The sequence below is a fragment of the Pseudomonas sp. NPDC089395 genome, assembly GCF_044749525.1.
Lineage (GTDB): Bacteria > Pseudomonadota > Gammaproteobacteria > Pseudomonadales > Pseudomonadaceae > Aquipseudomonas.
Window position 1 is genome coordinate 930,860 of record NZ_JBIVID010000001.1, and the last position, 21,805, is coordinate 952,664.

Consider the following 21,805-nt stretch of genomic DNA (forward strand, 5'->3'; position numbering starts at 1 on the left):
GGCGGGGGCGCTTTGCGCCCCATTCGCGGGACAAGCCCGCTCCCACAGGTAAACACCGCCCGCAAGAACAGTGGGGTGTCTGTGGGTGCGGGCTTGTCCCTCGAAGAGGCCGGTGAAGCATCGCGGATAAATCCGCTCCTACAGCTCGGTTTTAGAGTTGGCGCTGGCGCCTATCCCCATTTATCGCCATGCGCCAAAGGCGAACAACCATGGCCTGACAGACCGTGGCACGTTGCAACAAATGTAGGAGCGAGCTTGCTCGCGATGCGCCGCGCGGGCGGCGCTCGATTTGCGCCGCACTACAAAACTCAAGACTTGCACCCTCAGGCTCTATGGGTTCTCGAATCGTTGTGGTGGCCATTGGTTCGATGTGGAAGTTGAGTATTTCGTAGTTGTAAGTTCTTAAGTATTTCATCTCGACACCTTCGCAGTGGTGCGGGTGCCCCCAGAAGATTGCGGGGCGTCTGCTTATAAATTGTTTGCATTGGTGTGATTTGAAATTGAGTTTTCATAGATGCCTCCTTCTTTTTGTTTGATGCGCCGGTGAACGGAGTGACTGGAGGTCTAATGCTGGATGGAAGGTTTGTCAACTAGTCGATATTTCGGGTGGGTGAATTGAAGTCTTGCTGTGTTTAGATAAGAAGCTGTTGTGTAGGAAAGTTCTGTAGGAGTGCTGTTGCAGGATAGTAATTTCATTGTGCTACTTCCGGTTGTGCGTAAGAGTTTTCTCTTTTTTGAATCGGAAGTGTCTAGGTCTTCATGTCCAATAAAACTGCTTCAGAACATGTAAAAGCAATCGCCGGCAAGCCGGCTCCCACATGGACAGCGCTGGCTTCAAGCCTTGCGCCATACCTGTGGGAACCGGCTTGCCGGCGATAGGGCAGTACGCAAACTCAGTAATTCAGTGGGACGCGCAGCCCCTTCACCTATGCTGTAGGGCCTACAAAAACCGGCAGCCGAGGAGCTGGCATGAAGGCACATACATACGCGGTCAAAGTGGTTTGGACAGGTAACACCGGAGAGGGGACTTCCGGGTACCAGGCTTACAAGCGCGATTTCACCGTCCAGACCCAGGGCAAACCACAGCTGCTCGGCTCGGCCGACCCTGCATTCCGTGGCGACCCTGGCCGCTGGAACCCAGAAGACCTGCTGCTCGCCTCGATCTCGGCCTGCCACAAGCTGTGGTACCTGCACCTTTGTGCAGTGAACAATGTGACCGTCGCGGAATACGTCGATGGTGCAGAGGGGCGCATGGTCGAAGGCGAGGGCCAGCGCAAAGGGCATTTCGTCGATGCCGTCCTGCGGCCTCAGGTTGTGGTGACTGCCGATTCCGATGTGGAGCTGGCCATGCGGCTGCATGACGAGGCCCATCATGAGTGCTTCATCGCCAACTCGGTCAATTTCCCGATTCGCTGCGAGGCGGTGGTCAAGGCGAAGGGGCTGTAGCGGGTGGGGGCGCTTTGCGCCCCAATCGCCGGCGAGCCGGCTCCCACATGGACAGCGCTGGCTTCAAGCCTTGCGCCATACCTGTGGGAGCCGGCTTGCCCTGCGAAACAGGCAGCGCGGAGTATGGCACCGGCTTCGCCGGTGTTCGCGGGACAAGCCCGCTCCCACAGGAATCGCATCAACTTCTAGAAGTTGAGCAAGACAGTTGCTCCCAGATGGACAGCGCTGGCTTCAAGCCTTGCGCCATACCTGTGGGAGCCGGCTTGCCGGCGATAGGGCCGGTACAGACTACCGAATCCTCAACGCTTGCCGAGAATCTGCCCCAGCAGCTCCGGCCGCGGCGCCCCTTGCTGGCTCTGCAGGTTCCCCTGCTCATCCTGATAGAAAATCGCCGGCGTCGCCTGCAACCCCATCTCATCCATCAACGCCAGATTCGCCTCAAGCTTCTTCTGCACCGCTTCCGGCACCTTGTCCAACGCCTTCAGCGTGCTCGCCTTGCCAGCTTTCTCATGCTGCTGCAGCGCCTTGGCCGGGTCTTTCGCGGCCAGCAGCGCCGCCGACTTGCCCGGGCTGTCCTCGCGGATGATGCCAACCATGATATGCCGCAGCTGCACCTTGCCCGACTCCACCCACGGCCGCGCCTGCTGCCAGAACATGTTGCAGTACGGGCAGTTCGGGTCGCTGAACAGGTACACCTTGCGCGGTGCATCGGCCTTGCCATCGGCGATCCAGCTGGTGTTTTCAAGCTTCGCCCAGATGGCCTTGGACATCGGCCCGTACACCAGCTTTTCCAGTGGCTCGGCACTCATGTCGTTGCCCTGTTCGTCGAACAGGCTGCCGACCAGCACGTGCTTGCCATCCGGCGTGAGGTAGAAGGCGATGCCGTTGTTCTGGTATTCGGCGGCGTAGCCGCGCAGGCCGTCGGGTGCATCGAAGCTGCCCTTGATCACGGCACCTTTGGCTTGCAGTTGCTGGATCGCCTTCGGCAACTCTTCGGCTTGCGCCAGTGGGGCGGCCAGCAGGGCCAGGGAGAGGGGCAGCAGTGCAGTCAATCGCATGTCAATTTCCTTGTGCGGCAGGGGCGGGCGCGGCGGCCCGTTGGAAGGGTTCCAGGGCATGACGCAGGCTGGCCCGGGACAGCTCGCCGAGGTGGCTGCCGATCAGGCGGCCGTCAGCGTCGTAGAACAAGGTGGTCGGCAACGCCATCGAGCCGACCCGCTGGGCCAGCACACCGGTGCCATCGAACAGCACATGGGTCAGGCTCAGGCCGGTGGTGGCGAGGAAGGTGCTGACGTTCTCCGGCGTTTCGCCTTGGTTGACGAACAGGAAGGTCACGTGAGGGTATTCGCCTTGGGCTTGCTGCAACACCGGCATCTCGCGCCGGCACGGCGGGCACCAGGTGGCCCAGATATTGATCACCAGCGGCTTGCCGCGGTAGCTGTGCAGGGCCACCGACTGGCCACCAGCATTGCGCAGGCTCAGCTCGGGCAGCTCGGTGCCCTTGCTGTACAGGTGGCCGCCCAGGCTGGCCAGGCCCCAGAACAGCGCGCCACTGAACAACGCCCAGCCCAATGGGCGGCGCAGCCCGGGATGGCGCCAGCCTTGCCAGAGGGCGGCGAGGACGATGCCGACCAGCCCCGACCAGAACAGGAAACCGCCATCGCGGATATCGATCACCTGCAGCAGGTCGTCACGGTACATCGGCCAGTAGGCCACGACGAAGCCCAGGCGGGCGCACAGCAAGCCGATCAGGAACAGGTTGAACAGCGCCGACTCCGGGCTTTCACCGCCACGCCGGGCGGCCCACCATCCGACCAGGCTGGCCACGCCCAGGGCGGCGAGCATCAACAGGTGGTTGAGGGCCATGGTCAATGGCCCCAGCGTGACGGTCAGCATCAGCCTTGGCTCCTGGTCTGGGTCCAGTGTTGCAGGAACGCGGCGGCGTCCACTTCACCGGTGATGCGCCGCGCACGGCGTTCCTCGCCTTCCGGGCCGAGCCAGATGATGCTCGGCGGGCCGGGTACCTGGTAGCGCTGCAGCAGCTCGCGGCTGGCCGGCGCGTCGGCGGTCACGTCCAGGCGCAACAGGTGTACGTCGGCCAGGCTGGCCTGCACCTCGTTGCGGGCGAACACCTGCTTTTCCATGACCTTGCACGACACGCACCAGTCGGCATAGTAGTCCAGCATCACCCACTGGCCGCGGGCCTTGGCAGCGTCCAGTTCGCGTTGCAGGTCTTGCGGGCTGCTGACCGTCACGAATGCGTCTTCGCCGTGCTGCGCGGCAGCCGGCGCGGCGCCGCTGCCAGCGAATGGCCGCAACGGTTGCCACAGGTCATCGCCACCGGCTGCGGCGCCGACCAGCAGCAAGCCACCCCACAGTGCACCCAGCAGTGGCACCGCGCGCAGCGCAGGCAAACGCTGCAGGGCAGGCCAGGTGGCCCAGCCCAGGGCGATCAGCCAGGCGCCGCTCAAGGCCAGCAGCAGCGGGGCGCTCAGCAGGCCGCGCACGGTGTACAGGGCCATGGCCAGGAACACGAAGCCGAACACCCCTTTGACGCGGTTCATCCAGGCGCCAGGGCGCGGCAGGTAACGGTTGCCCAGGGTCACCAGCAACAGCAGCGGCACGCCCATGCCCAGGCCCAGGCTGAGCAGCACCAGCCCACCCTGCAGCACATCACCGCTCTGGGCGATATACAGCAGCGCACCGGCCAGCGGCGCGGTCATGCACGGGCCCATCAGCAACCCGGACAACGCGCCCAGCAACGCGGCGCCAAACAGGTTGCCGCCCTGGGTGCCTTGCCCGGCACGGTCCAGGCGGTCGCGCAAGGCGGCAGGCAGTTGCAGCTCGAAAGCGCCAAACATCGGCAAGGCCAGCAGCACGAACAATGCCGCCAGGCTGCCCAGCAGCCAAGGTTGTTGCAGCCAGGCCTGAAGGCTCGCGCCCAGCAGGGCGGCGACCACGCCCAGTGCCGCGTATACCAGTGCCATGCTCAGGACGTAGACACCCGCCAGCACCCAGCCACGCCGCGCGCTGGCGCCGTTGCCCAGGACGATGCCGGCGAGGATCGGCAGCATCGGCAGCGAGCAGGGGGTGAACGCCAGCAGCAGGCCAAGGCCGAAGAACGCCAGCAGGCTCCAGGCCAGGCTGGCGCTCTGCAAGCCGCTGGCCAGGGCCTGGTCGCTGGCCTGGTCGCTGGCGGGGAGGGTGGCGGGGAGGGCTTTGCCACCCAGCTCGATCACGGTGGTCTGCGGCGGGTAGCACAGGCCCGCGTCGGCGCAACCCTGCCAACCCAGGCGCAGCTGGCCCTGGGCGTTGGCCGGCAGCAGCAGTTCGAGCTGGTCGCGGTACACCGCGCTGTCGCCGAAGTACTCGTCGTGGTGGTTCAGGGCAGTCGGCAGTTGCGGCTGCTGGTCGGCGGACAGGCCGTCGAACTTCAGGCGCTTCTGGTACAGGTAGTACCCCTGCTTGATCTGGAAGAACAGGCGCATCTGGCCGTCGGCCTGGCGGTCGTGGGTCAGCACGAAGGCCTGGTCCACCGGCAGGAAGTCGGGTTTGACGTCGAAGGGGTTGGCTTGCAGTGGGCCGGCCAGCAGCAATGTCAGGAAGAGTAGAAGGACGCGCATGTCTTCGCCTTGGCAGTACGTGAAGTGGGGCCATGCTGGCGTGGGTCGATTAACCCAAGGTTAACCCGCTTCCTACAAATGGCGCCGGTCGATTCAGACATACCGCGACATACTGTCCGCTTGACTTTGCCAAAGCGGCTTTTTCCTGATATAAAACTGACTTTATAGTCAGCTTTCAGGCTTTTCCCCCTTCCCGATTTTCCCTGCATCTAGAATCAAGAAATCAAAAGATGGGCAGACCTCTATTTCTGCCCAGAGGATCCAGCATGTCCAACCGTGATATATCCCGGCGCTCCTTCCTGCAAGGTGGGTTGATCGCCGGTGTCGGCGTGACCATGGCGCCGCTTGGCAGCCAGGCTTTTGCCGCCCTGATGGAAGACCGTGTCACCACCTCGCCGCAGAAGTGGATGAACCACGACGGCAAGGCGCGTTTCCGTAACGACGCCTTGTCCAAGGTGTGTGGCAACAAGGTCTTCGCCCGCGACATCCGCGCCAAGGACATGCCCGGCTGGCCCGCCCAGCAAGGCCACGCAATGTTGCTCAAGATCACCAAGGCCGACCGCATCTACGCAGGCTACGACCTCGACTGGCTGGGCGCCGACCTGCAGCCGGACCGCATCGTCACGGCCGCCGACCTGCAAAAGGATGGCATCGCCTGGCCTGAAGCCCACTCGCCCGACCCGCTGTTGCCCCCGGGCAAGGTGCCGATGTTCATCGGCCACCCAGTGGCGATCCTGATCTGGCACGACTTCGAGCGCTACCGCCAGGCCAAGCGCCAGCTGCAGTTCAACGACAAGGCGATCCGCTACGGCGCCCAGGCGCCGCTGTACCAGCGCGACCCCTATGGCAGCTTCCGCTTCGTGCGTGTCGGCGGCGCCACGCCGTTCGACGACGACGAGTTCTCCAGCCTGAAGAACTCGATGCTGTTCCCGACCATCCTCAACCGCAAACCGGTGTGGTCGAAGGAGCCCAACCAGCACGGCGACCTGACCGAGCAGGGCCTGTTCTACGCCAAGCGCATGGGCGAGCAGCTGGACAACCCGCCGCAGGACTGGCTGGTGTTCGACGAGCGCTACAAGACCCCGTCCATCGAGCCGGCGGCGCTGGAGCCGGACAACGGCAACGGCTGGTACGACCCGACCAGCGGTACGCTGCACTTCGTGGTCGCTACCCAGTGCCCGTTCGAAGCGGCGCAGGAATGCGTGCACATGATCAAGCCGTCACGCTTCGGCCTGCAGCACCTGAACATGCACCCTGGCTACACCGTGGGTTACGGCTCCAAGGACAACAACATCTTCGTGTTCTACGCCGCGGTTGCCGCGTTGTATGGCGCCGGTGTGCCGATTCGCCTGGCCAACGACCGCTACGAGCAGTTCCAGAGCGGCATCAAGCGCCACGCCTTCGACATCCGCTACCAACTGGCCGTGGACAAGAAGGACAACACCTTCAAGATCTTCCGCGCCGACATGAGCTGTGACGGCGGTGGCCGGATCAACTACAGCCCGTCGGTGGCTGCAGTGGGTGCAACGGCGGCCCAGTCGATCTACTACATGCCGCAGAACGATCTGTCCGTCACCGCCTACCACTCGCGTGGCGTCGAGGCCGGCTCCATGCGCGGCTACGGCACCCTGCAGAGCATGGCTGCCACCGAGATGATGGTCGACGAGATCGCCGACCGCCTGGGCGTCGATGCCATCGAACTTCGCCGCGCTAACGCGTTGAAGTCGGGCATGAAGAACACCCAGGGCGCGGTGCCGGCCGGCGCCTTGCGCCTGTACGAGATCCTCGACAAGGCCGCCGCCCACGAGTGGTGGCGCAACCGCGCCGCGCGCAAGCAGGCGATGGACGCCAAGGACCCGGATCACTGGTACGGCGTAGGTTTTGCCATCACCCAGAAAGACTTCGGCACCGGCGCCGAAGCGCCGATGGCCAGCATCGAATTCACCCCGGATGGCCGCATCAGCCTGCGCCATATCGGCACCGAGCTGGGTACTGGCATGTCCACCTCCCAGGCCCTGGTGGTCAGCGACTTCCTCGGCCGCTCGGCCGATGAGGTCAAAACCGCCGTCACCGAATGGCCGGAACTGCAGCTGAGTACCAGCGGCAACCCGTACCTGATCAGCCAGGCCGAACAAGACGCCGCGCTGCGCAACCCGCGCTGGGTCGCCAAGCTGGCCTCGCCTTCGTCGGCGACCAACTCGGCCTTCTACTTCAGCCACGCCACCCGGGAAGCGGCGCGCGTGCTGTTCAACCACGGCCTGTGGCCTGCCGCCATGGCGCTGTGGAGCAAAGGCCCGTTCGGTGGCCAGGCCAACCCGCTGGTGGTGCGCCGCGAGAACGCGGTGTGGGTCAACGGCGAGCTGACCGGCAACGGCCTGTCGCCTATCCCGTTCGCCGAATTGGCGAAGAAAGCCCACGAAATGGGCCTGGTGACTGGCGTCAGCGTGCACGGTTTCAACCGCTGGAGCTGGGCTGAGGCCGACTTCGTCATCGACGGCGTGCGCGAGCGCTTCCCGCTCGATGCCATGGCGGTGAAGTATGGCGACGGCGCGCCCAACGCCAAGAAAGCCCAGATGAGCAGCGACGGCTACCACCTGCTCGACCGACAGAACGCCGGTTACCCGGCGACCCAGCTGAACAACGCCATGGTCACCTACTACAGTCCGGTGGCGACCATCGTCGAGGTGAAAGTCAACAAAGGCACTCGTGAAGTGCAGGTGCTCAACCACCACAGCTGGGTCGAATGTGGTCGCGTGCTGGTGCCGGAACTGGTCAAGGGCCAGCTCGAAGGTGGTATCGCCATGGGCATCGGCCATGCGCTGACCGAAGAGATGCCCCTGCATGAAGGTGGCCCAGGGGAGGGCGACTGGAACTTCAACCGGTATCGCTTACCGTTCGCCAAGGATGTGGCGGTCTGGCAGCAGACGTCCGAAATCCTGCCGCCGCTGTCGCCGACCGACCCGTCCAAAGGCATCGCCGAGGTGGTGATGATCCCGGTGGTCGGTGCCATCGGCAACGCCGTGGCCCATGCCATTGGCAAACGTGTACGCGATCTTCCGATTACTCCAGCCCGTATCAAGGAGGCCCTCAATGGCTAACCGTTCGCTTCAACTGACCCTCAACGGTCAACCGGTCGGCCCGGTCGAGGTCCCCGATGACCTGTCGATGAACGACTACCTGCACGAACACCAGAACCTCACCGGTTCCCGCCTGGGTTGCGGCCAGGGCATCTGCCACGCCTGCGTGGTGATCGTCGACAACCCCGACGGCACCAGCGAAGAGGTGCGCACCTGCATCACCGGCGTCCATTATTTCGCCGGCAAGAAAGTGCGCACCATCGAAGGTCACGCCAAGCAGGACGAGGCCGGCAACATGACGCTGAACCCGATCCAGCAGAAGTTCGTCGACCTGTTCGCCTTCCAGTGCAGCTACTGCGCACCGGGCTTCGTCAACGCCGCCACCGTGCTGGTGGAAAAGGCCCAGCGTCAGCCCCTGAAGAAAAGCGAAGTGGAAGACAGCATCGAGGCAAGCCTGGGTCACCACATCTGCCGTTGTACCGGTTACGTGCGTTACTACGACGCCACGCGCACGGTGCTCAATGATCTTGGCCTGGTCAAGGAGGGTTGAGCATGGGCTTCGTTCGTTCCGGCCTGGCGCTGGCGCTGGGTCTTGCCATCTCGCTGGCTGCCCAGGCGTCCGATGACGCGCAGGTCAAGCGTGGTGAATACCTGGCCCGCGCCGCCGATTGCATGGCGTGCCACACCGCCGAGGGCGGCGCACCGTATGCGGGTGGTCTGCCGATCCATTCGCCGTTCGGCACCATCTACGGCAGCAACATCACCCCGGACAAGCAGTACGGCATCGGCAACTACAGCGCCGACGAATTCTTCGCGGCCGTTACCGAAGGCAAGCGCAAGGATGGCGCCAACCTGTACCCGGCCATGCCGTACACCTCGTACCACCTGATCAGTCGGGAAGACTCCGACGCGATCCTGGCGTACCTGATGACCATCCCGCCGATCAACCGCCCGGCGCCGGAGACCAAGCTGAGCTTCCCGTTCAACGTGCGCACGGGCCTGTCCGGCTGGAACATGCTCTATGGCAAGAGCGTCCAGCTGCAGCCTGCCGAGGGCAAGAGCCCGGCCTGGCAGCGCGGTCAGTACATGGTCGAAGTCATGGGCCACTGCGGCGAATGCCACACCCCGCGCAACCCGATCGGTGCATTGCAGCAGGACAAGCGCCTGACCGGAGGCCTGCTAAACGGCTACCTGGCGCCGAGCCTGCTGGCCCAGGACCTGGCCGACCGAGGCTGGACCCAGCCGGACCTGACCACCTTCCTCAAGCACGGCATCAGTGCCCAGGGCAGCATGTTCAACGAGATGTTCCCGGTGGTGCACCACAGCACCCAGCACCTGGAAGACGCTGACCTCGCGGCCATGGCCACTTACCTGCTGGGCGAACAGCCGCCAGCGGCCAAGGTCATCAAGGAAGTGCCGCTGGAGCAGCTCAGCGACAGCGCCAAGCGCGGCCGCCAGCAGTACCTCAACGTCTGCGCCGGTTGCCACGGCGTCGACGGCGAGGGCAAGCCGCACATCGCGGTAGCCATGCAGGGCAACACCGTGCTGCGCCAGGGTGACTCACGCAACCTGGTCAAGGCGATTGTTGACGGCATCCGCGAGCAGCAGTTCACTGGCTTCGAGCGCATGCAGCCGATGCCAGGCTTTGCCGACAAGCTCGATGACCAGAAACTGACGGACATGGTCAACTACCTGCGCCAGGCCTGGGGTGGATTGCCCGGTGACCTGAGCGTGCAGCAGCTCGCCGAGCTGAAGGCGGAGTAAACGGTGCAGCATCTCGATCTACAGGTCATACGCCAGGCGTTGCAGTGGTCCTGCAACGGCCAGCGGGTCTGGTTGTGCACGGTGCTTGCCACCTACGGCTCGGCGCCCCGCGCGCCGGGCTCGTTGCTGGCGGTGAACGACAGCGGGCAGTGGGTTGGCTCGCTGTCGGGCGGCTGCGTGGAAGATGATTTTCTCGAACGCGTGGCCTTGGGCGAGTTCCCCGAGCCGGTGGCCATCGTGCGCTATGGCGACGGCAGCGACCGGCGCTCGAACATTCGCCTGCCGTGTGGCGGCGTGCTCGAGGTGCTGGTAGAAAACCTGTCGTCCGACTGCGAGGTGCAGGCGCATTTGCGTGCGCTGGAAAGCGCCTTGCAGGGCCAGCGTCGTTTGCTGCGCGAGGTGAGTTTGCCGCAAGGCGATCGCCGGCTCAGCGACGACACGGCTCAAGGCCCACGGGTCGTGCGTGAAGCCAGTCGTGTGTACTTGCGGATCGGTGCTGCCCAGCGTCTGCTGCTGGCAGGGTATTCCAGCGTCGCCCATTACTGCGCCGAGTTCGGCAAGGGCATGGGCTTCGAGGTCATCCTGTGCGACCCGCGCGAAGAGGTGCTCGACGGCGTGGTGCTGAACGGCATCGAAGTGCGCCGGGAGCTGCCGTCGGAATTCATCGCCAACGGCGGTTGCCATGCCGACACGGCCGTGGTGGCGCTGACCCATGACCCGAAGATCGACGATCTGGCCATGCTCGAAGCCGTGCGCACCGAAGCGTTCTACATCGGTGTGATGGGTTCCCGGGCCACCTCCGACAAGCGTCGCGAACGCCTGCACCGGATTGGCGGCCTGGGCGCCGACGAGCTGGCCCGTATCCATGCACCGATCGGCCTGAACCTGGGCAGCAAGACACCGGCGGAGATCGCCCTGGCGGTGCTCGCCGATATCCTACGCCAGCGCAACGGCATCGAGCGGGCAGCTCTGTGAGGGTGGTGGCGTTGGTGCTGGCGGCCGGCAGCAGCGTGCGCTTCGGCGGCGATAAGCGCCGGGCCACGCTGGACGACGGGCGCAGCTTGCTGGTGCATAGCGTCGAGCGAGCCTGCTCGGTGTTCAGCGATGTGCGCGTGGTACTGCGTGATGGCGAGCGGGGCGAAGATCTCGGGTTGCCGGGTGAATGCCGGATCATTGCCAGCCCGGATGCCGGGTTGGGGATGGGGCATAGCCTGGCGGCTGGGGCGGCTTCGTTGATCGACAGTGATGCACAGGCGGTGGCGATTCTGTTGGGCGATATGCCTTGGATCGCACCGGCCACTTTTGGCCAGCTGGTGTCGGCTGCGGGTGCATCCACCATCGTCTTGCCACAGCATGACGGGCAGCAGGGGCATCCCGTTTTGTTCGGGCGCGATTTCTGGTCGGCGCTTTCACGCCTCACGGGTGATGAAGGGGCAAGGTCGGTAGTGAAGGCGCACCCGGCGAGTTGCATCAGGCTTGAAGTGCAGGACGCCGGGATATTGCAGGATGTGGATCGGCCTGAAGCGGTTTACCGCTGAGGGCGTTCGTTCTGCCTATTCAGCTTCTTCTTCCTCATCATCGAGTTCATACGGTTCAAGTTCAGCCATCTGCGAGAGCAGAACCAAATGCACTTCGGCATCGAGTCGCTGAAGACGATCCAGCGTGGCAGAGCCTCCCAGCACCAGGGCGGGCACGAAACCGTACATCTCGTTGGCTTGCAAATCGCCCAATGTTTCCCGGGCCTCGTCGAAAAGACCCAGACCGATGTTTTCGGTCATGGCCCACATGAGCAGGCTCTGGATCTTGTTGTCCCGTTCTTCGCTGTTGGCGCTTGGGGCACTCAAGAAGTACCGGGAGTGGTAGGCCGCAATGGTCAGCATCGAGCCGGTGTTCTCACCCCACAGGTACAACTCGCCGAACGCGCTGCGGGCGATGAGGTGATAGGTGTCGTGGGCGGTGCCGCCGAGCCAGGAATCGACTACGGATTCGTATTCACCTGGGTTGACCAGCCAGAAAAGACCGCCGCCGTAGCCGCACCAGCCGTGTTCTTTCCAGTAGTCGAGGAGTTGGTTGGGGAGTTTGTCTTTGTAATATTCGAGGGCGGACTCCGGGACGGGTTGGTGGCCGATGGGGTTGCCGAAGGTTTCGAGGAAGATGGAGAAGACTACGTTCATTGGTTAATTCCTTTTTAGTTGTTGGGTATATGTCAAAAAAGCAGCGGCACTAGGCCGGTCTGGCGGAGAAGGGGTAGGGTTCAAGGTCTGTCAGCTGTGCCAAGAAGACCAAATGCTCAACGGCGCTGACCTTTTTGAGGTGTTCCAGAGAGTCGGAACCACCTAGCATGAGGGCCGGGAAAAAGCCGTACATCTCGTCATGGTTGAGATTGCCAAGCTTTTCTCGTGCGGATTCGAATAGGTCGTTAAAATCGTTCGAGTCGACTTTTCTTGATAGGATAAAGCCTTGAACTTCGGTGTTGAGCTGTTCCTTTGTGAAGTGCTTATTGTGAAATACGAATCGGGAGGCAACGCTTGTTATCTTCAAGGAGAAACCCGTATTTTCACCCCACAGGTACAGGTCTCCGAAGGCACTTCGTGCAATCAAGTGGTAGGTGTCGTGCGAACTGAGATTGGTATTTTCTAGCCAGTATGAAACCACGGCATCGTATTCTTGTGGATTGACCAGCCAGAATATGCCATTTCCATAGCCAGCCCACCCATGCTCTGACCAATACTCCAATAATTTGGGAGGGAGCGTATCTCTGTATCGCTCAATTGTTGAGGCGGGTACTTCTCGGCTGTCGATTGGTGGGCCGAAGGCTTCAACGAATCTAGTGAAAAAATTATCCATTGCATGTCTCGGGGCAGTTGGTTTTTCAGGCCTGTATGTGTTTTAAGATTTCATTGGTCGTAACCCTGAAGGCTTGCTAATTGAGATAGTAAGATCAGGTGCTCTACGGCCTTAAGTTTCGCAAGATGTTCAAGTGTGTTAGGGCCGCCCAGCATTATGGCTGGGACAAAGCCGTACATTTCGTCCGGTGCGAGAGGGCCAAGCCTTTGATAGGCTGGTTCGAACAAGTCACCGTAATTGTTAGAGTCTGTGCTTATGGATAAAAGAAAAGCAGGAAAGCCTTTATCAAGCTGGTCGCCGGTGTACATGGATGTGCGGGTTACATATCGCGAAAGAATGCTACTTATTTTAAGTGAGGCCCCGGTTTTTTCTCCCCAGAAGTAGAGGTCGCCAAAAGCGCTGCGTGCAATGAGATGATAATTGTCATATTTCGCGAATTTTGTGTTTTCTAACCAGGCGTTGACGACGCAGTCGTACTCTTGGGGGTTGACCAGCCAGAAAATACCTTTGCCAAAACCACACCAGCCATGTTGAGACCAGTAATCAAGAAGTTGGTGGGGTAATCTCCCTGTGTAGAGGTCAATGCTCGGATCTGCAACCGGTAGTTGGCAGGTGGGTGTTCCGAGTTTCTCAATGAATCTGCTAAATAATCTGTCCATCATTATCTCCTTGATTGGTTAGCATTTGTGTAATTTCACATTCATAAATGTTGTGCTTCGCATTGATTCAGGCACTGATTCAGCGGCGATGGCGAGGTTGTGAATCTTGCTTTTCCACTGGGGGCCAATGGTGGAGTTTACCTGCCTGTCGCCAAAGTCAGTGATAGCGTCTTTGCCGCCGGCAACCAGATCGGGATTGTGTAAGGCTGCAATGGTTGACATCTCTGACTTGGCTTTTTTGATAGCAATGTCCTCAGCCTCAATGAAGTCGTAGTCTTCCAAAAGCTCTTCGAGAAAACGATTTATGAAAGCGTCTTCTTGATCTCTCCGGGCCTGCTTGGCGTTTGCCGGGTTTCTTAAAACGGGGTCAGCAATATTCTTTAAGAATTCGTCGACAGTTAAACGGTTCATCCCCTTTTCCTGGCCTCCCAGTTGCCGCTCGAACTCTCCAAATTTTGATGTGGGTAGCTTACCTGTTTTGAAACACTCTACATTGTGCAAAGCCATAATGCCGGCTTTACCTTTAGTGGGTACTCTGTCTTTGTTGTCCGGTCGGCCCGGTTGCACAGGCTGTTGATCATCGAATACGCCCTTACGCCGCTCCGGCACCTGTAAATCCGGCCGTTTCTTCAACCTCTCCTCATGCTTGAGCATCCACTGCCCCAGCCGTGCCCCCTTGCTGCTAGCCGCCATCTCCTGCGCCAGCACCCGGGCATCGCCGCGCCCGCGGGTGAGGTACGAAACGATCGCCCCCAACAGCAGCACCACGACTTCCACATGGCCCAAGGCAATATGATGGGCAGCACTGGAAATAGCATGCGGATCGTCCCGACCGAACGGGTTAAATCCCTCGTCCCGCGTGCCCTCCCAGGCAATGCGGATGCCATCGAGGTAGTACTCGCCAATCCGTGGCAATCCGTCGATAAAGAACTCGGCGATAGACGACAGCCCCAGCACACCAAGGATCCAGCCGCTGACCTTGAGCCCCATCGCCGCCCCTGCAGCCCCGAGGGGGAAGGCGCCAGCGCCACCGCCAAAGGCGCCGATCCCCGCGCCCAGCAAGCCGCCGGTAATGGCGCTGCCGGCGACGATCATCGCCATCTGCTTCACAACGTCGATCAGCTCATCGACGATGCTGTTGATGTCGAGCTCGGCAAAGCGTTGCCGCAGCAGGTGCGCCGCTTGCCATTCGGCGTGGATAAAGGCTTTGCGCACGCTGTCCACGCGGCGCAGGTTGAGGGCCAGTGAGGCAACCGGTTCGTTGCTGTAGGTTCGAAAATGGGCGCCTCCTTGATAGCCCATGTGATCGGTAACGCGTGATTCGATCTCGAACCACGAGGGCACGAGGTAATCCAGATTCATGTGGTGTCTCCCTGACATCGCGTACAGGGGGAAATCTCACCACATATGAATCAAAGAAATTTCCCTAAAGCATGTAGGAAATTTCCCAAAGTTCGCCGAAAAACGCTGAAACGCTTCGATCATGAGGTGATGGCTTTTCACTCAATGCCCAGGGCGAAGATCTCACACCAACCGGTGAACAAGGCCCATAATCCTCAGTTAATCCCTCCATAGTGCAATGCCACGCACACCATTCCGGGAGCTCTTGACCATGCACGTTCTGCTCTGCGAGGACGACGACCTGATCGCCAGCGGCATCTGCGCCGGCCTTACCGCCCAGGGCCTGACCGTCGACCGCGTGGCCAACGCCGGCGCTGCCCGGGCCATGCTTCAGGCGGCGCAGTTCGATGTGATGATCCTCGACCTCGGCCTGCCCGACGAAGACGGCCTCAAGCTGCTGCGCCGCCTGCGCCAGCAGGGCATCGACCTGCCGGTGCTGGTGCTCACCGCCCGCGATGCGGTGACCGACCGGGTCGACGGCCTGCAGGCCGGCGCCGACGACTACCTGCTCAAGCCCTTCGACCTGCGCGAGCTGGCCGCGCGCCTGCACACCTTGCTGCGGCGTGTCGCCGGGCGGGCGGTGAACGTGATCGAGCATGGCCCGCTGCGCTATGACCCCAGCAGCTGCGAAGCGACCTTGGCCGGCCAGTCGGTCGACCTGTCGCGGCGCGAGCAGGCCTTGCTCCAGGCCCTGCTGCAGAACCCTGGCCGGGTGCTGTCCAGCGAGCAGCTCAAGGACTGCGTGTATGGCTTTAGCGACGAGGTCGAGAGCAACGCTTTGAACGTCCATATCCACCACCTGCGCCGCAAGCTCGGCAACAGCATCGTCGAGACCGTGCGTGGCCTGGGCTACCGCCTGGGGCCGGCGCAGGCGCCGGAGGACAGCGCATCATGAGCCTGCGGGTACGCCTGAGCCTGATCCTGGGCAGCGCCTTCATCATCATCTGGGTGCTGGCTGCCGCCTGGATGCTGCGCGACCTGCGCCAGCAGATGATGTTCTCCCTCGACCAGCGCCTGGTGGCCTCGGCGCGGATGGTCGCCGGGCTGATCGACCAGTTGCCGCCGCTGACCGCCAAGGGCGAAGAAGCGCATTTCTCGGCCGACCAGTTCAGCGTGCCCGATGGCATGGCCTGCCAGGTCACCTCGCTGCGCGGCGAGATCCTGGCCAGCAACCACAAGCATGACGGCGCCATGGACGACCAGCAGAGCGGCTTTCGCGACCAGACCATCGACGGCGCGCTGTGGCGCACCTTCACCTACAACCACGGCGATGTGCGCATCACCACCGCCGACCGCCACATGGAGCGCGAGGCGCTCAACCAGTCCATTCTGCTGGCGGCCTCGGCGCCGGTGCTAATGGCCTTGCTGGGCAGCCTGGGGCTGGTTTGGATTGGTTTGGGCAAAGGCCTGGAGCCGCTCAACCGCATGCGCGACGCCCTGCGACGACGGCGGGCCGACAGCGTCGAGCCCCTGCAGGTGTCCGGCCTGCCGAGTGAATTGCAGCCTTTGCTCGAAACCCAGAACCAGCTGTTCCTGCGCATCGGCCAGGCGTTGGAGCGCGAGCGGCGCCTGACCGACGATGCCGCACACGAACTGCGCAGCCCGCTGACGGCGATCAAGACCCACCTGCAGGTGGCCCGCATGACCGACGGCGCGGTGCGCGAGCAGGCGCTGGAGCATGCCGAGCAGGGCGCCGACCGCATGCACCGTACGCTGGAGCAGTTGCTGATGCTGGCGCGGGTCGAAGGCAGCCTGTCGTTCGAAGACGGCGTGCAGTGCAGCGCCGAGCAGGTTGCGCGGCAGGCGGTGCAGGATGCCGGTGGCGGCGACAACCGTCGCATCGTGCTGCGCTTGCCGGAAGAGGCCACGCAGATCTACCTGGGCATGCCCGCACCGCTGGCGGTGGCGGCCTTGCGCAACCTTCTGGACAACGCCTTGCGCCATGGCGGTGACAGTGAGGTGGAGCTGGAGGTGCAGATGGCGGCGGGGCAGGTGGGTTTCATGGTCCGCGACCATGGGCCGGGGATTGCCGAAGGGGATCTGCAGCACCTGACCGAGCGATTCTGGCGCCATGGGCAGAGTGGTGGGTGCGGGTTGGGGTTGGCGATTGTGCAGGCGATTGTGCAGCGCTGTGCGGGTAGTTTGAAGTTCGACAGCCGCAGTGATGGGTTGCGGGTGTTGTTGCAGGTGCCGGCGCGGTCGGGTCACTGATTTTCTTCGCCTGCACTGGCCCTATCGCGGATAAATCCGCTCCTACAGGTTCGGCGCGGTCCCTGTAGGAGCGGATTTATCCGCGATAGGGCCATCAGCCGTAAGATATTTCTGAACTTGAAACCAAATGCTTCAGGCTTCGCTAGTTTGGGAATTATCCTACGAGCGCTGCTGAAGTTTCGCTGTTGTCGGGGAAATGTCTCACGGATAACGTTCTCGAGTCGCTCCGGCGACCGGGTGTGAGAACCTGAAAGGTAGATTTTGGTAGCGCCTCTATGGTGGCCGTACGTGGGCAGGCTTCTGCCTGGCCGAGTCTTTACCAATTTCTCCTCGGTTTTCTCACCCCACGTACGGCTGCCACCCAATCCGTGAGAAAGATTCAGGTGGTAGCTCCTGTTCTCGAGAAATGGAGTTTCATCATGAAGAAGATCGTCCCCGATCCCCCTCGCCGTAAACCTATCACTACCCCTTTCTTCACCGTCCAATCCGACATGTACCCGCCCGACGCCCTGGCCCACGTCAGTGAGCTGCTACGCGGCGTCATCGAAACCCTCGACGAACACTGCCGCGCCCGCGCTGGCGAATCTGGCCTGAGCATGCTGGGCAATGCCATGCATGCCAGCGAGATTGCTTATGCGTTGGTGGAGCATGTGCACGCTCGACTTTATGGCCAACAGGCTCAGAGGTGATGACATGGCGGATGAACCCAAAGTCCTCACCACCGCCGGCGTGGAGACGTTCCTTGATGTCGGCAACCCGCCGGTAGATCTGCTGCGGGTACAGCCAGGCATTCCGATCGATGATGCCTACGAGCAAGTTTCGATACTGCTGGGCTACATAAAGCACCTGGTGCGCGAGGGCGACATGGAGGATGACCACAAGTTGCTCGGTGCAGCGGACTACCTGAGTGCCTTGGCCAAAGCATTGATGAACGATATCGAGATGGCCAAGAACCGATTGCATTGACCTCAAGGGCCCTATCGCTGGCTTGCCAGCGATAGGGCCAGTAGCCATAAGAAACTTCTAAACCTGAAGCCAATTCGCGGGACAAGCCCGTTCCCCGCACCCTACCTAGAATGTCTTGCTGGCACTGGCAACTACAGCAGGTCCACACAAGTCGTCGTAACCGGTAAAGCTCTGGCACTCGGTCTTGGACAAATCGGTATCAACGTAGCCAAGCCCCCATGTCACCCCGACCAGATCACGGCTCAGCTTGATCTCCCAGTTGCGGTAACTGGAGCGGCCGCTGCCATCGTTACTGAAAAAGACATCATCCTTGTAGTCGACGTATTCGTAGCGGGCTTCGAAACCGACCTCTGCCGGCAACAGGGTGCGATAGCCGATCAGGAACGAGGCCAGGTCCTCGTCTTTGCCTGCGGGGTGAATGAGGTGCTCTTCAGCTTCGTCCCAGACCTCCGGCCCCAAAGCGTTACGGACATATTTGGCACCGACCAGTACGCCGTAGACATCCAGCAGTGCCTGCACGTCGCTCTGGTTGAAGTCGCTTTCGCGGGGGTAGTCGTATTTTGTGTAGTACGTGTCAAGGCTGATGTTGTCCGTCATTTGCCAGAAGTAACCCGCGTAGTACTCGATTTCCTGGCGAGTGCGGGTGTCGTGACCGAAGTCGACATTCGAGGTCCACACACCGGCGTACAGGCCGCTGGCGTGGCTGAGCACGATATTCAACTGCGCGGCGGGGTCGCCGAGGGTTTGCGAAAGGCCACTGGAGCGGTAATCGCTGACCAGCGTGGGCGTCACATCGAGGCGAAACTGATCATTCAGCTCGAACGCCTGAATACGGCTCAGCGGCACCAGCACAAGGCCAGCCATGAGCAGGGCGGGTAACGTGCGCATACGGATCTTCCTGTTCTTATGGGTGTTGGCAGATGCGGCAATGCTGCGCCGAGCCCCGTGCAATGCACGGAGCCGGGCGCTGGTACCCGTCGTATCAGGATTCGGGGGCGTATACCTGCTTACCCGCGAAGTAGGTCTTCAGCACTTGGGTGTCGAACAGTTCTTCGTCGCTGACCTTGAACACATCGCGGTCCAGAACAATCAGGTCAGCTTGCTTGCCGGGCGCCAGGGAGCCGATCTGCCGGTCCAGGCGCAGGGCTTTGGCGGCGTTGAGGGTGTAGGCGTAGAACATGGTTTCGCGGTCGAGGCTTTCGCTGCTGTTGAGCACCCCAAGCGGGCCTTTGCGGGTGCTGGCCTGGGCGATGGCGTTCCACGGGTTGGGGCTCGATACCGGCCAGTCGCTGCCACCGGCAATCACGGCGCCAGCTTTGTGCAAGGACTGGGCGGGGTACATGTAGCGGTAGGCCCAGTCGCTGATATAGGGCTTCACCAGTTCCTCGGTATAGGACTCGGCAGTGGCCCAGAGCAGTTGCATGTCGGCAATCACCCCGAGCTGATTGAAGCGTGGGAAGTCCTTTGGGTCAATCAGCTGAATGTGGCCAATGCTGTGCGGCGGCGGGGTGGGGTTGAGCTTGCGGGCATACGCGAAGCCATTGAGTGCTTCACGCACGGCACGGTCGCCGACGGCATGCACATGCACGATCCAGTCGTGCTTTTCTGCGGCTGCGACCAATGTGCCGAAGTTCGCCGGGTCGATCAGCAGTTCACCCTTTTTCTGACTGTTCTTGTAGGGCTCAAGCACCGCGGCGCTCTGGCCCGGGAATTCCAGGATGCCGTCCGCGAAGACCTTCAGGCCGGGGAAAGTCAGGTTCGGCACACCTTGAAACTGCCGCATGACCTTGGCCAACGCCTCGAGCTCTCCGGGCTTGCTTTTTGGGTAGGCAATCAGCAGGGCGGCAACGTGGGCATTCAGTTCGCCCAGCTCCGACAGCTTACGGTAGAGCGGTAGCACGCCGACGTTCTGCTCGGTCGGGCGCAGTTCGAACAGCGAGTCGCCGGCACCGGCATTGGAGGCCGCGTCCATCCAGGCGGTAACGCCATATTGGTTGTTGATCTTCACCGCTTGGCGGGTAGCCTCCAGCATCATGTCTTCGCTGTGCTCGGGCAGCTGACTGCGCACGCGGTCCCAGCCGTTTTCGGCGAGGTAACCCGTGGGCGTGAAATCGGCCTCATGGGCAATGTAGTTGCGCTCCTTCTCCGGCAGGCCTTTGACCAGGGCAGCGTCGATTTTCAGGCGTTTGAGCATGGCCTGGTTGGCCCAGCCGGTGTGCCCGTCGATACCGTTCAGAACCAGTGGCTGTTCGGCCCAGCGGCCTTGGTTGAAGCGCTGCCCGAGCGCCTGGTCCTGCTCCCAGTAGGCCGAGCTGACGCCGGCAATGCTGATCACGTCGGCGCGACGGGCACGCCCGGCCTTGTCCTCGGCAATGATCCACTGTTCAAGTTCAGGTAACGGTTTGACTTCGTCGAGCAGGTTCGAGCCCAGGCTATCGAGGGCGGCCATGATCGGATGGCTGTGACCGTCGATCATGCCCGGCATCAGCACCTTGCCGCCCAGGTCGACAACCTCGGTCGAGGTGCCTGCGAGGGCCTTGATCTCGGCATCGCTCCCCACTTTGAGGATTTTGCCGTTTTCCACGGCGACGGCCTGCGCCAGTGCTTGACCAGGCTCTGCAGTGAACACCTTGCCATTGAAAAACAGCAGATCGGGTGCGGCCATGGCTTCCATTGAGGCAAAAGCCATGGCGCTGATCAAAACGTTCGGGATAAATCGTTGCATCGAGGCGGCCTTTAGTTTTTATTGGACTCCACGCGAGACTAACGAATGGCGCAGGCGGGCAGAATATCGCCGGCAAGCAAAACCTTTTTGCCAAACAGGAAAAACTGCATGGATACGCTCAGCGCCCTGAGCATGTTCGTCGCCACCGCCGAGCACGGCAGTTTCAGTCGGGCGGCCGAGCAGTTGGGCAAGACGCCCTCGGCACTGACCAAGGCGGTCAGCCACCTGGAGGCCGACCTTGGCGCAAAGCTGTTCGAGCGCAGCACCCGGCGCACCGTGCTGACCGAGGCTGGCCGGCTCTACCTGGAAACCGCCCGCCAGGTATTGCAGCGCCTGCATGAGGCGGGTGAGGAGATTGGCCAGTTGCAGCACGGTCTGCACGGCAACCTCAGGCTGACCGCGCCGCTGGCCTTTGGACGGGCCTTTCTCGATCAGGCCTGTGCGGGCTTTCTCGTCGCCCATCCGCAGATCAAGCTGCGCGTAGACCTCAGCGATACCTTCGTCGACCTTGGCGATGGGAGCTATGACCTGGCCCTGCGTGAAGGGCGAAGCGACCTGCCAGGGCTGATCGTCAAACCCTTGGGAGAAAACCGCATCGTCCTGTGTGCCAGCCCGGCGTACCTGGCGGCCCATCCGCTGACGGTGAGCCCGGAAACCTTCGACCGTCACCAGTGGCTGATCTACCGCCATCCGGCCCTGGACCCGAGCTACTGGTGGGTATCCCTGGCTGGGGTGCGCATGCGTGTCCCGCAACCGCAGGCGCGCCTGCTGAGCGACAATTACGACCTGCTGCTGGCCAATACCCTACTGGGCCTGGGCCTGCACGCGTGTCCGTTGTGGAGCGTGCAGCCTTACCTTGAGAGCGGCCAGTTGCTGCAGGTAATGAACGCGTACGACTTCGACCCGGACGCTTTCGGCCCGCTGATCCTCGCCGTTTACCCCAGCCATCGCCGAGCGACGCGCAAGGTACAGGCGTTCATCGACTACCTGGCGGGCTTTCTCGAAGCCCGTGGTTTGACGTTCTCAAGCCACCCGTGAACGCGGGCTAGCCCAAGAAAGGGCCACCACAGCCCCCAAAAAATCCCA

Annotated in this window: 20 protein-coding genes; 11 read left to right on the plus strand and 9 right to left on the minus strand. The window is 61.9% G+C overall.

The window, feature by feature from the left end; genetic code table 11:
* The first annotated feature begins 969 nt into the window (after positions 1-969).
* Positions 970-1,446 carry an OsmC family protein gene (locus ACIPZG_RS04285; RefSeq protein ID WP_400710530.1) on the plus strand — a complete coding sequence of 159 codons (477 nt, stop codon included), beginning with the start codon at positions 970-972 and terminating at the stop codon, positions 1,444-1,446.
* A gap of 299 nt (positions 1,447-1,745) precedes the next feature.
* Here ACIPZG_RS04285 and dsbG read toward each other — a convergent pair whose 3' ends face one another.
* From dsbG to dsbD, 3 genes are read right to left on the minus strand one after another with little or no spacing between them, the layout of a single operon-like run.
* A complete protein-coding gene (dsbG, locus tag ACIPZG_RS04290) occupies positions 1,746-2,504 on the minus strand; it encodes a thiol:disulfide interchange protein DsbG (protein ID WP_400710533.1) in 759 nt (252 codons plus the stop codon).
* Position 2,505: 1 nt separating this feature from the next.
* Positions 2,506-3,342: a TlpA family protein disulfide reductase gene (locus tag ACIPZG_RS04295; RefSeq protein WP_008097055.1), complete on the minus strand. Its 837-nt coding sequence runs from the start codon at positions 3,340-3,342 to the stop codon at positions 2,506-2,508.
* Positions 3,342-5,069 (minus strand): protein-disulfide reductase DsbD, encoded by a 1,728-nt coding sequence (gene dsbD / locus ACIPZG_RS04300; protein WP_400710536.1) that lies wholly within the window; start codon positions 5,067-5,069, stop codon positions 3,342-3,344. Before dsbD ends, ACIPZG_RS04295 begins: the two co-directional genes overlap by 1 nt.
* Before the next feature lie 266 nt (positions 5,070-5,335).
* Between dsbD and ACIPZG_RS04305 the strand changes: the two genes are divergently transcribed.
* Genes ACIPZG_RS04305 through ACIPZG_RS04325 form a run of 5 tightly spaced genes read left to right on the plus strand, consistent with a single transcriptional unit; the run spans position 5,336 to position 11,448 of the window.
* Positions 5,336-8,167, plus strand: a complete 2,832-nt coding sequence (locus tag ACIPZG_RS04305; protein WP_400710539.1) for a xanthine dehydrogenase family protein molybdopterin-binding subunit — start codon at positions 5,336-5,338, stop codon at positions 8,165-8,167.
* Positions 8,160-8,696 carry a (2Fe-2S)-binding protein gene (locus tag ACIPZG_RS04310; RefSeq protein ID WP_008097052.1) on the plus strand — a complete coding sequence of 179 codons (537 nt, stop codon included), beginning with the start codon at positions 8,160-8,162 and terminating at the stop codon, positions 8,694-8,696. The genes ACIPZG_RS04305 and ACIPZG_RS04310 overlap by 8 nt, the downstream gene beginning before the upstream one ends.
* A 2-nt stretch (positions 8,697-8,698) precedes the next feature.
* Positions 8,699-9,910 carry a c-type cytochrome gene (locus ACIPZG_RS04315; RefSeq protein ID WP_400710542.1) on the plus strand — a complete coding sequence of 404 codons (1,212 nt, stop codon included), beginning with the start codon at positions 8,699-8,701 and terminating at the stop codon, positions 9,908-9,910.
* A 3-nt stretch (positions 9,911-9,913) separates the two neighbouring features.
* Positions 9,914-10,885, plus strand: a complete 972-nt coding sequence (locus ACIPZG_RS04320; RefSeq protein WP_400710545.1) for an XdhC family protein — start codon at positions 9,914-9,916, stop codon at positions 10,883-10,885.
* Positions 10,882-11,448, plus strand: coding sequence for an NTP transferase domain-containing protein (locus ACIPZG_RS04325; protein WP_400710548.1), 567 nt, complete (start codon positions 10,882-10,884; stop codon positions 11,446-11,448). The genes ACIPZG_RS04320 and ACIPZG_RS04325 overlap by 4 nt, the downstream gene beginning before the upstream one ends.
* A 15-nt stretch (positions 11,449-11,463) precedes the next feature.
* Here ACIPZG_RS04325 and ACIPZG_RS04330 read toward each other — a convergent pair whose 3' ends face one another.
* The 4 genes from ACIPZG_RS04330 to ACIPZG_RS04345 are packed head-to-tail and all read right to left on the minus strand — an operon-like array spanning position 11,464 to position 14,778.
* Positions 11,464-12,084 carry a GAD-like domain-containing protein gene (locus tag ACIPZG_RS04330; RefSeq protein WP_400710551.1) on the minus strand — a complete coding sequence of 207 codons (621 nt, stop codon included), beginning with the start codon at positions 12,082-12,084 and terminating at the stop codon, positions 11,464-11,466.
* Positions 12,085-12,133: 49 nt separating this feature from the next.
* Positions 12,134-12,757, minus strand: a complete 624-nt coding sequence (locus ACIPZG_RS04335; RefSeq protein WP_400710554.1) for a GAD-like domain-containing protein — start codon at positions 12,755-12,757, stop codon at positions 12,134-12,136.
* A 50-nt stretch (positions 12,758-12,807) separates the two neighbouring features.
* Positions 12,808-13,416 (minus strand): GAD-like domain-containing protein, encoded by a 609-nt coding sequence (locus ACIPZG_RS04340; protein WP_400710557.1) that lies wholly within the window; start codon positions 13,414-13,416, stop codon positions 12,808-12,810.
* 18 nt (positions 13,417-13,434) lie between these two features.
* Positions 13,435-14,778 (minus strand): DUF6861 domain-containing protein, encoded by a 1,344-nt coding sequence (locus ACIPZG_RS04345; protein ID WP_400710560.1) that lies wholly within the window; start codon positions 14,776-14,778, stop codon positions 13,435-13,437.
* 250 nt (positions 14,779-15,028) lie between these two features.
* Between ACIPZG_RS04345 and ACIPZG_RS04350 the strand changes: the two genes are divergently transcribed.
* The 4 genes from ACIPZG_RS04350 (at position 15,029) to ACIPZG_RS04365 (ending at position 17,994) form a co-directional block, all read left to right on the plus strand.
* Positions 15,029-15,712, plus strand: coding sequence for a response regulator (locus ACIPZG_RS04350; RefSeq protein WP_400642099.1), 684 nt, complete (start codon positions 15,029-15,031; stop codon positions 15,710-15,712).
* Positions 15,709-17,028: an ATP-binding protein gene (locus ACIPZG_RS04355; RefSeq protein ID WP_400642100.1), complete on the plus strand. Its 1,320-nt coding sequence runs from the start codon at positions 15,709-15,711 to the stop codon at positions 17,026-17,028. The genes ACIPZG_RS04350 and ACIPZG_RS04355 overlap by 4 nt, the downstream gene beginning before the upstream one ends.
* A gap of 419 nt (positions 17,029-17,447) precedes the next feature.
* Positions 17,448-17,717: a hypothetical protein gene (locus ACIPZG_RS04360; RefSeq protein WP_400710563.1), complete on the plus strand. Its 270-nt coding sequence runs from the start codon at positions 17,448-17,450 to the stop codon at positions 17,715-17,717.
* Positions 17,718-17,721: 4 nt separating this feature from the next.
* Entirely contained in the window at positions 17,722-17,994 is a 273-nt protein-coding gene (locus ACIPZG_RS04365) for a DUF3077 domain-containing protein (protein ID WP_400710566.1), read from the plus strand.
* A 105-nt stretch (positions 17,995-18,099) separates the two neighbouring features.
* Here the strand turns inward: ACIPZG_RS04365 and ACIPZG_RS04370 are convergent, their stop codons facing one another.
* Together ACIPZG_RS04370 and ACIPZG_RS04375 are read right to left on the minus strand one after the other, a co-directional pair.
* Positions 18,100-18,882 carry a TorF family putative porin gene (locus ACIPZG_RS04370; protein ID WP_400710569.1) on the minus strand — a complete coding sequence of 261 codons (783 nt, stop codon included), beginning with the start codon at positions 18,880-18,882 and terminating at the stop codon, positions 18,100-18,102.
* Between the two features lie 94 nt (positions 18,883-18,976).
* Positions 18,977-20,719 carry an amidohydrolase gene (locus ACIPZG_RS04375; protein ID WP_400710572.1) on the minus strand — a complete coding sequence of 581 codons (1,743 nt, stop codon included), beginning with the start codon at positions 20,717-20,719 and terminating at the stop codon, positions 18,977-18,979.
* 108 nt (positions 20,720-20,827) lie between these two features.
* Here ACIPZG_RS04375 and ACIPZG_RS04380 point away from each other — a divergent pair, with 108 nt between their 5' ends.
* On the plus strand, positions 20,828-21,757 hold the full coding sequence (locus ACIPZG_RS04380) for a LysR family transcriptional regulator (RefSeq protein WP_400710575.1): 930 nt from the start codon (positions 20,828-20,830) through the stop codon (positions 21,755-21,757).
* Positions 21,758-21,805: the final 48 nt, after the last annotated feature.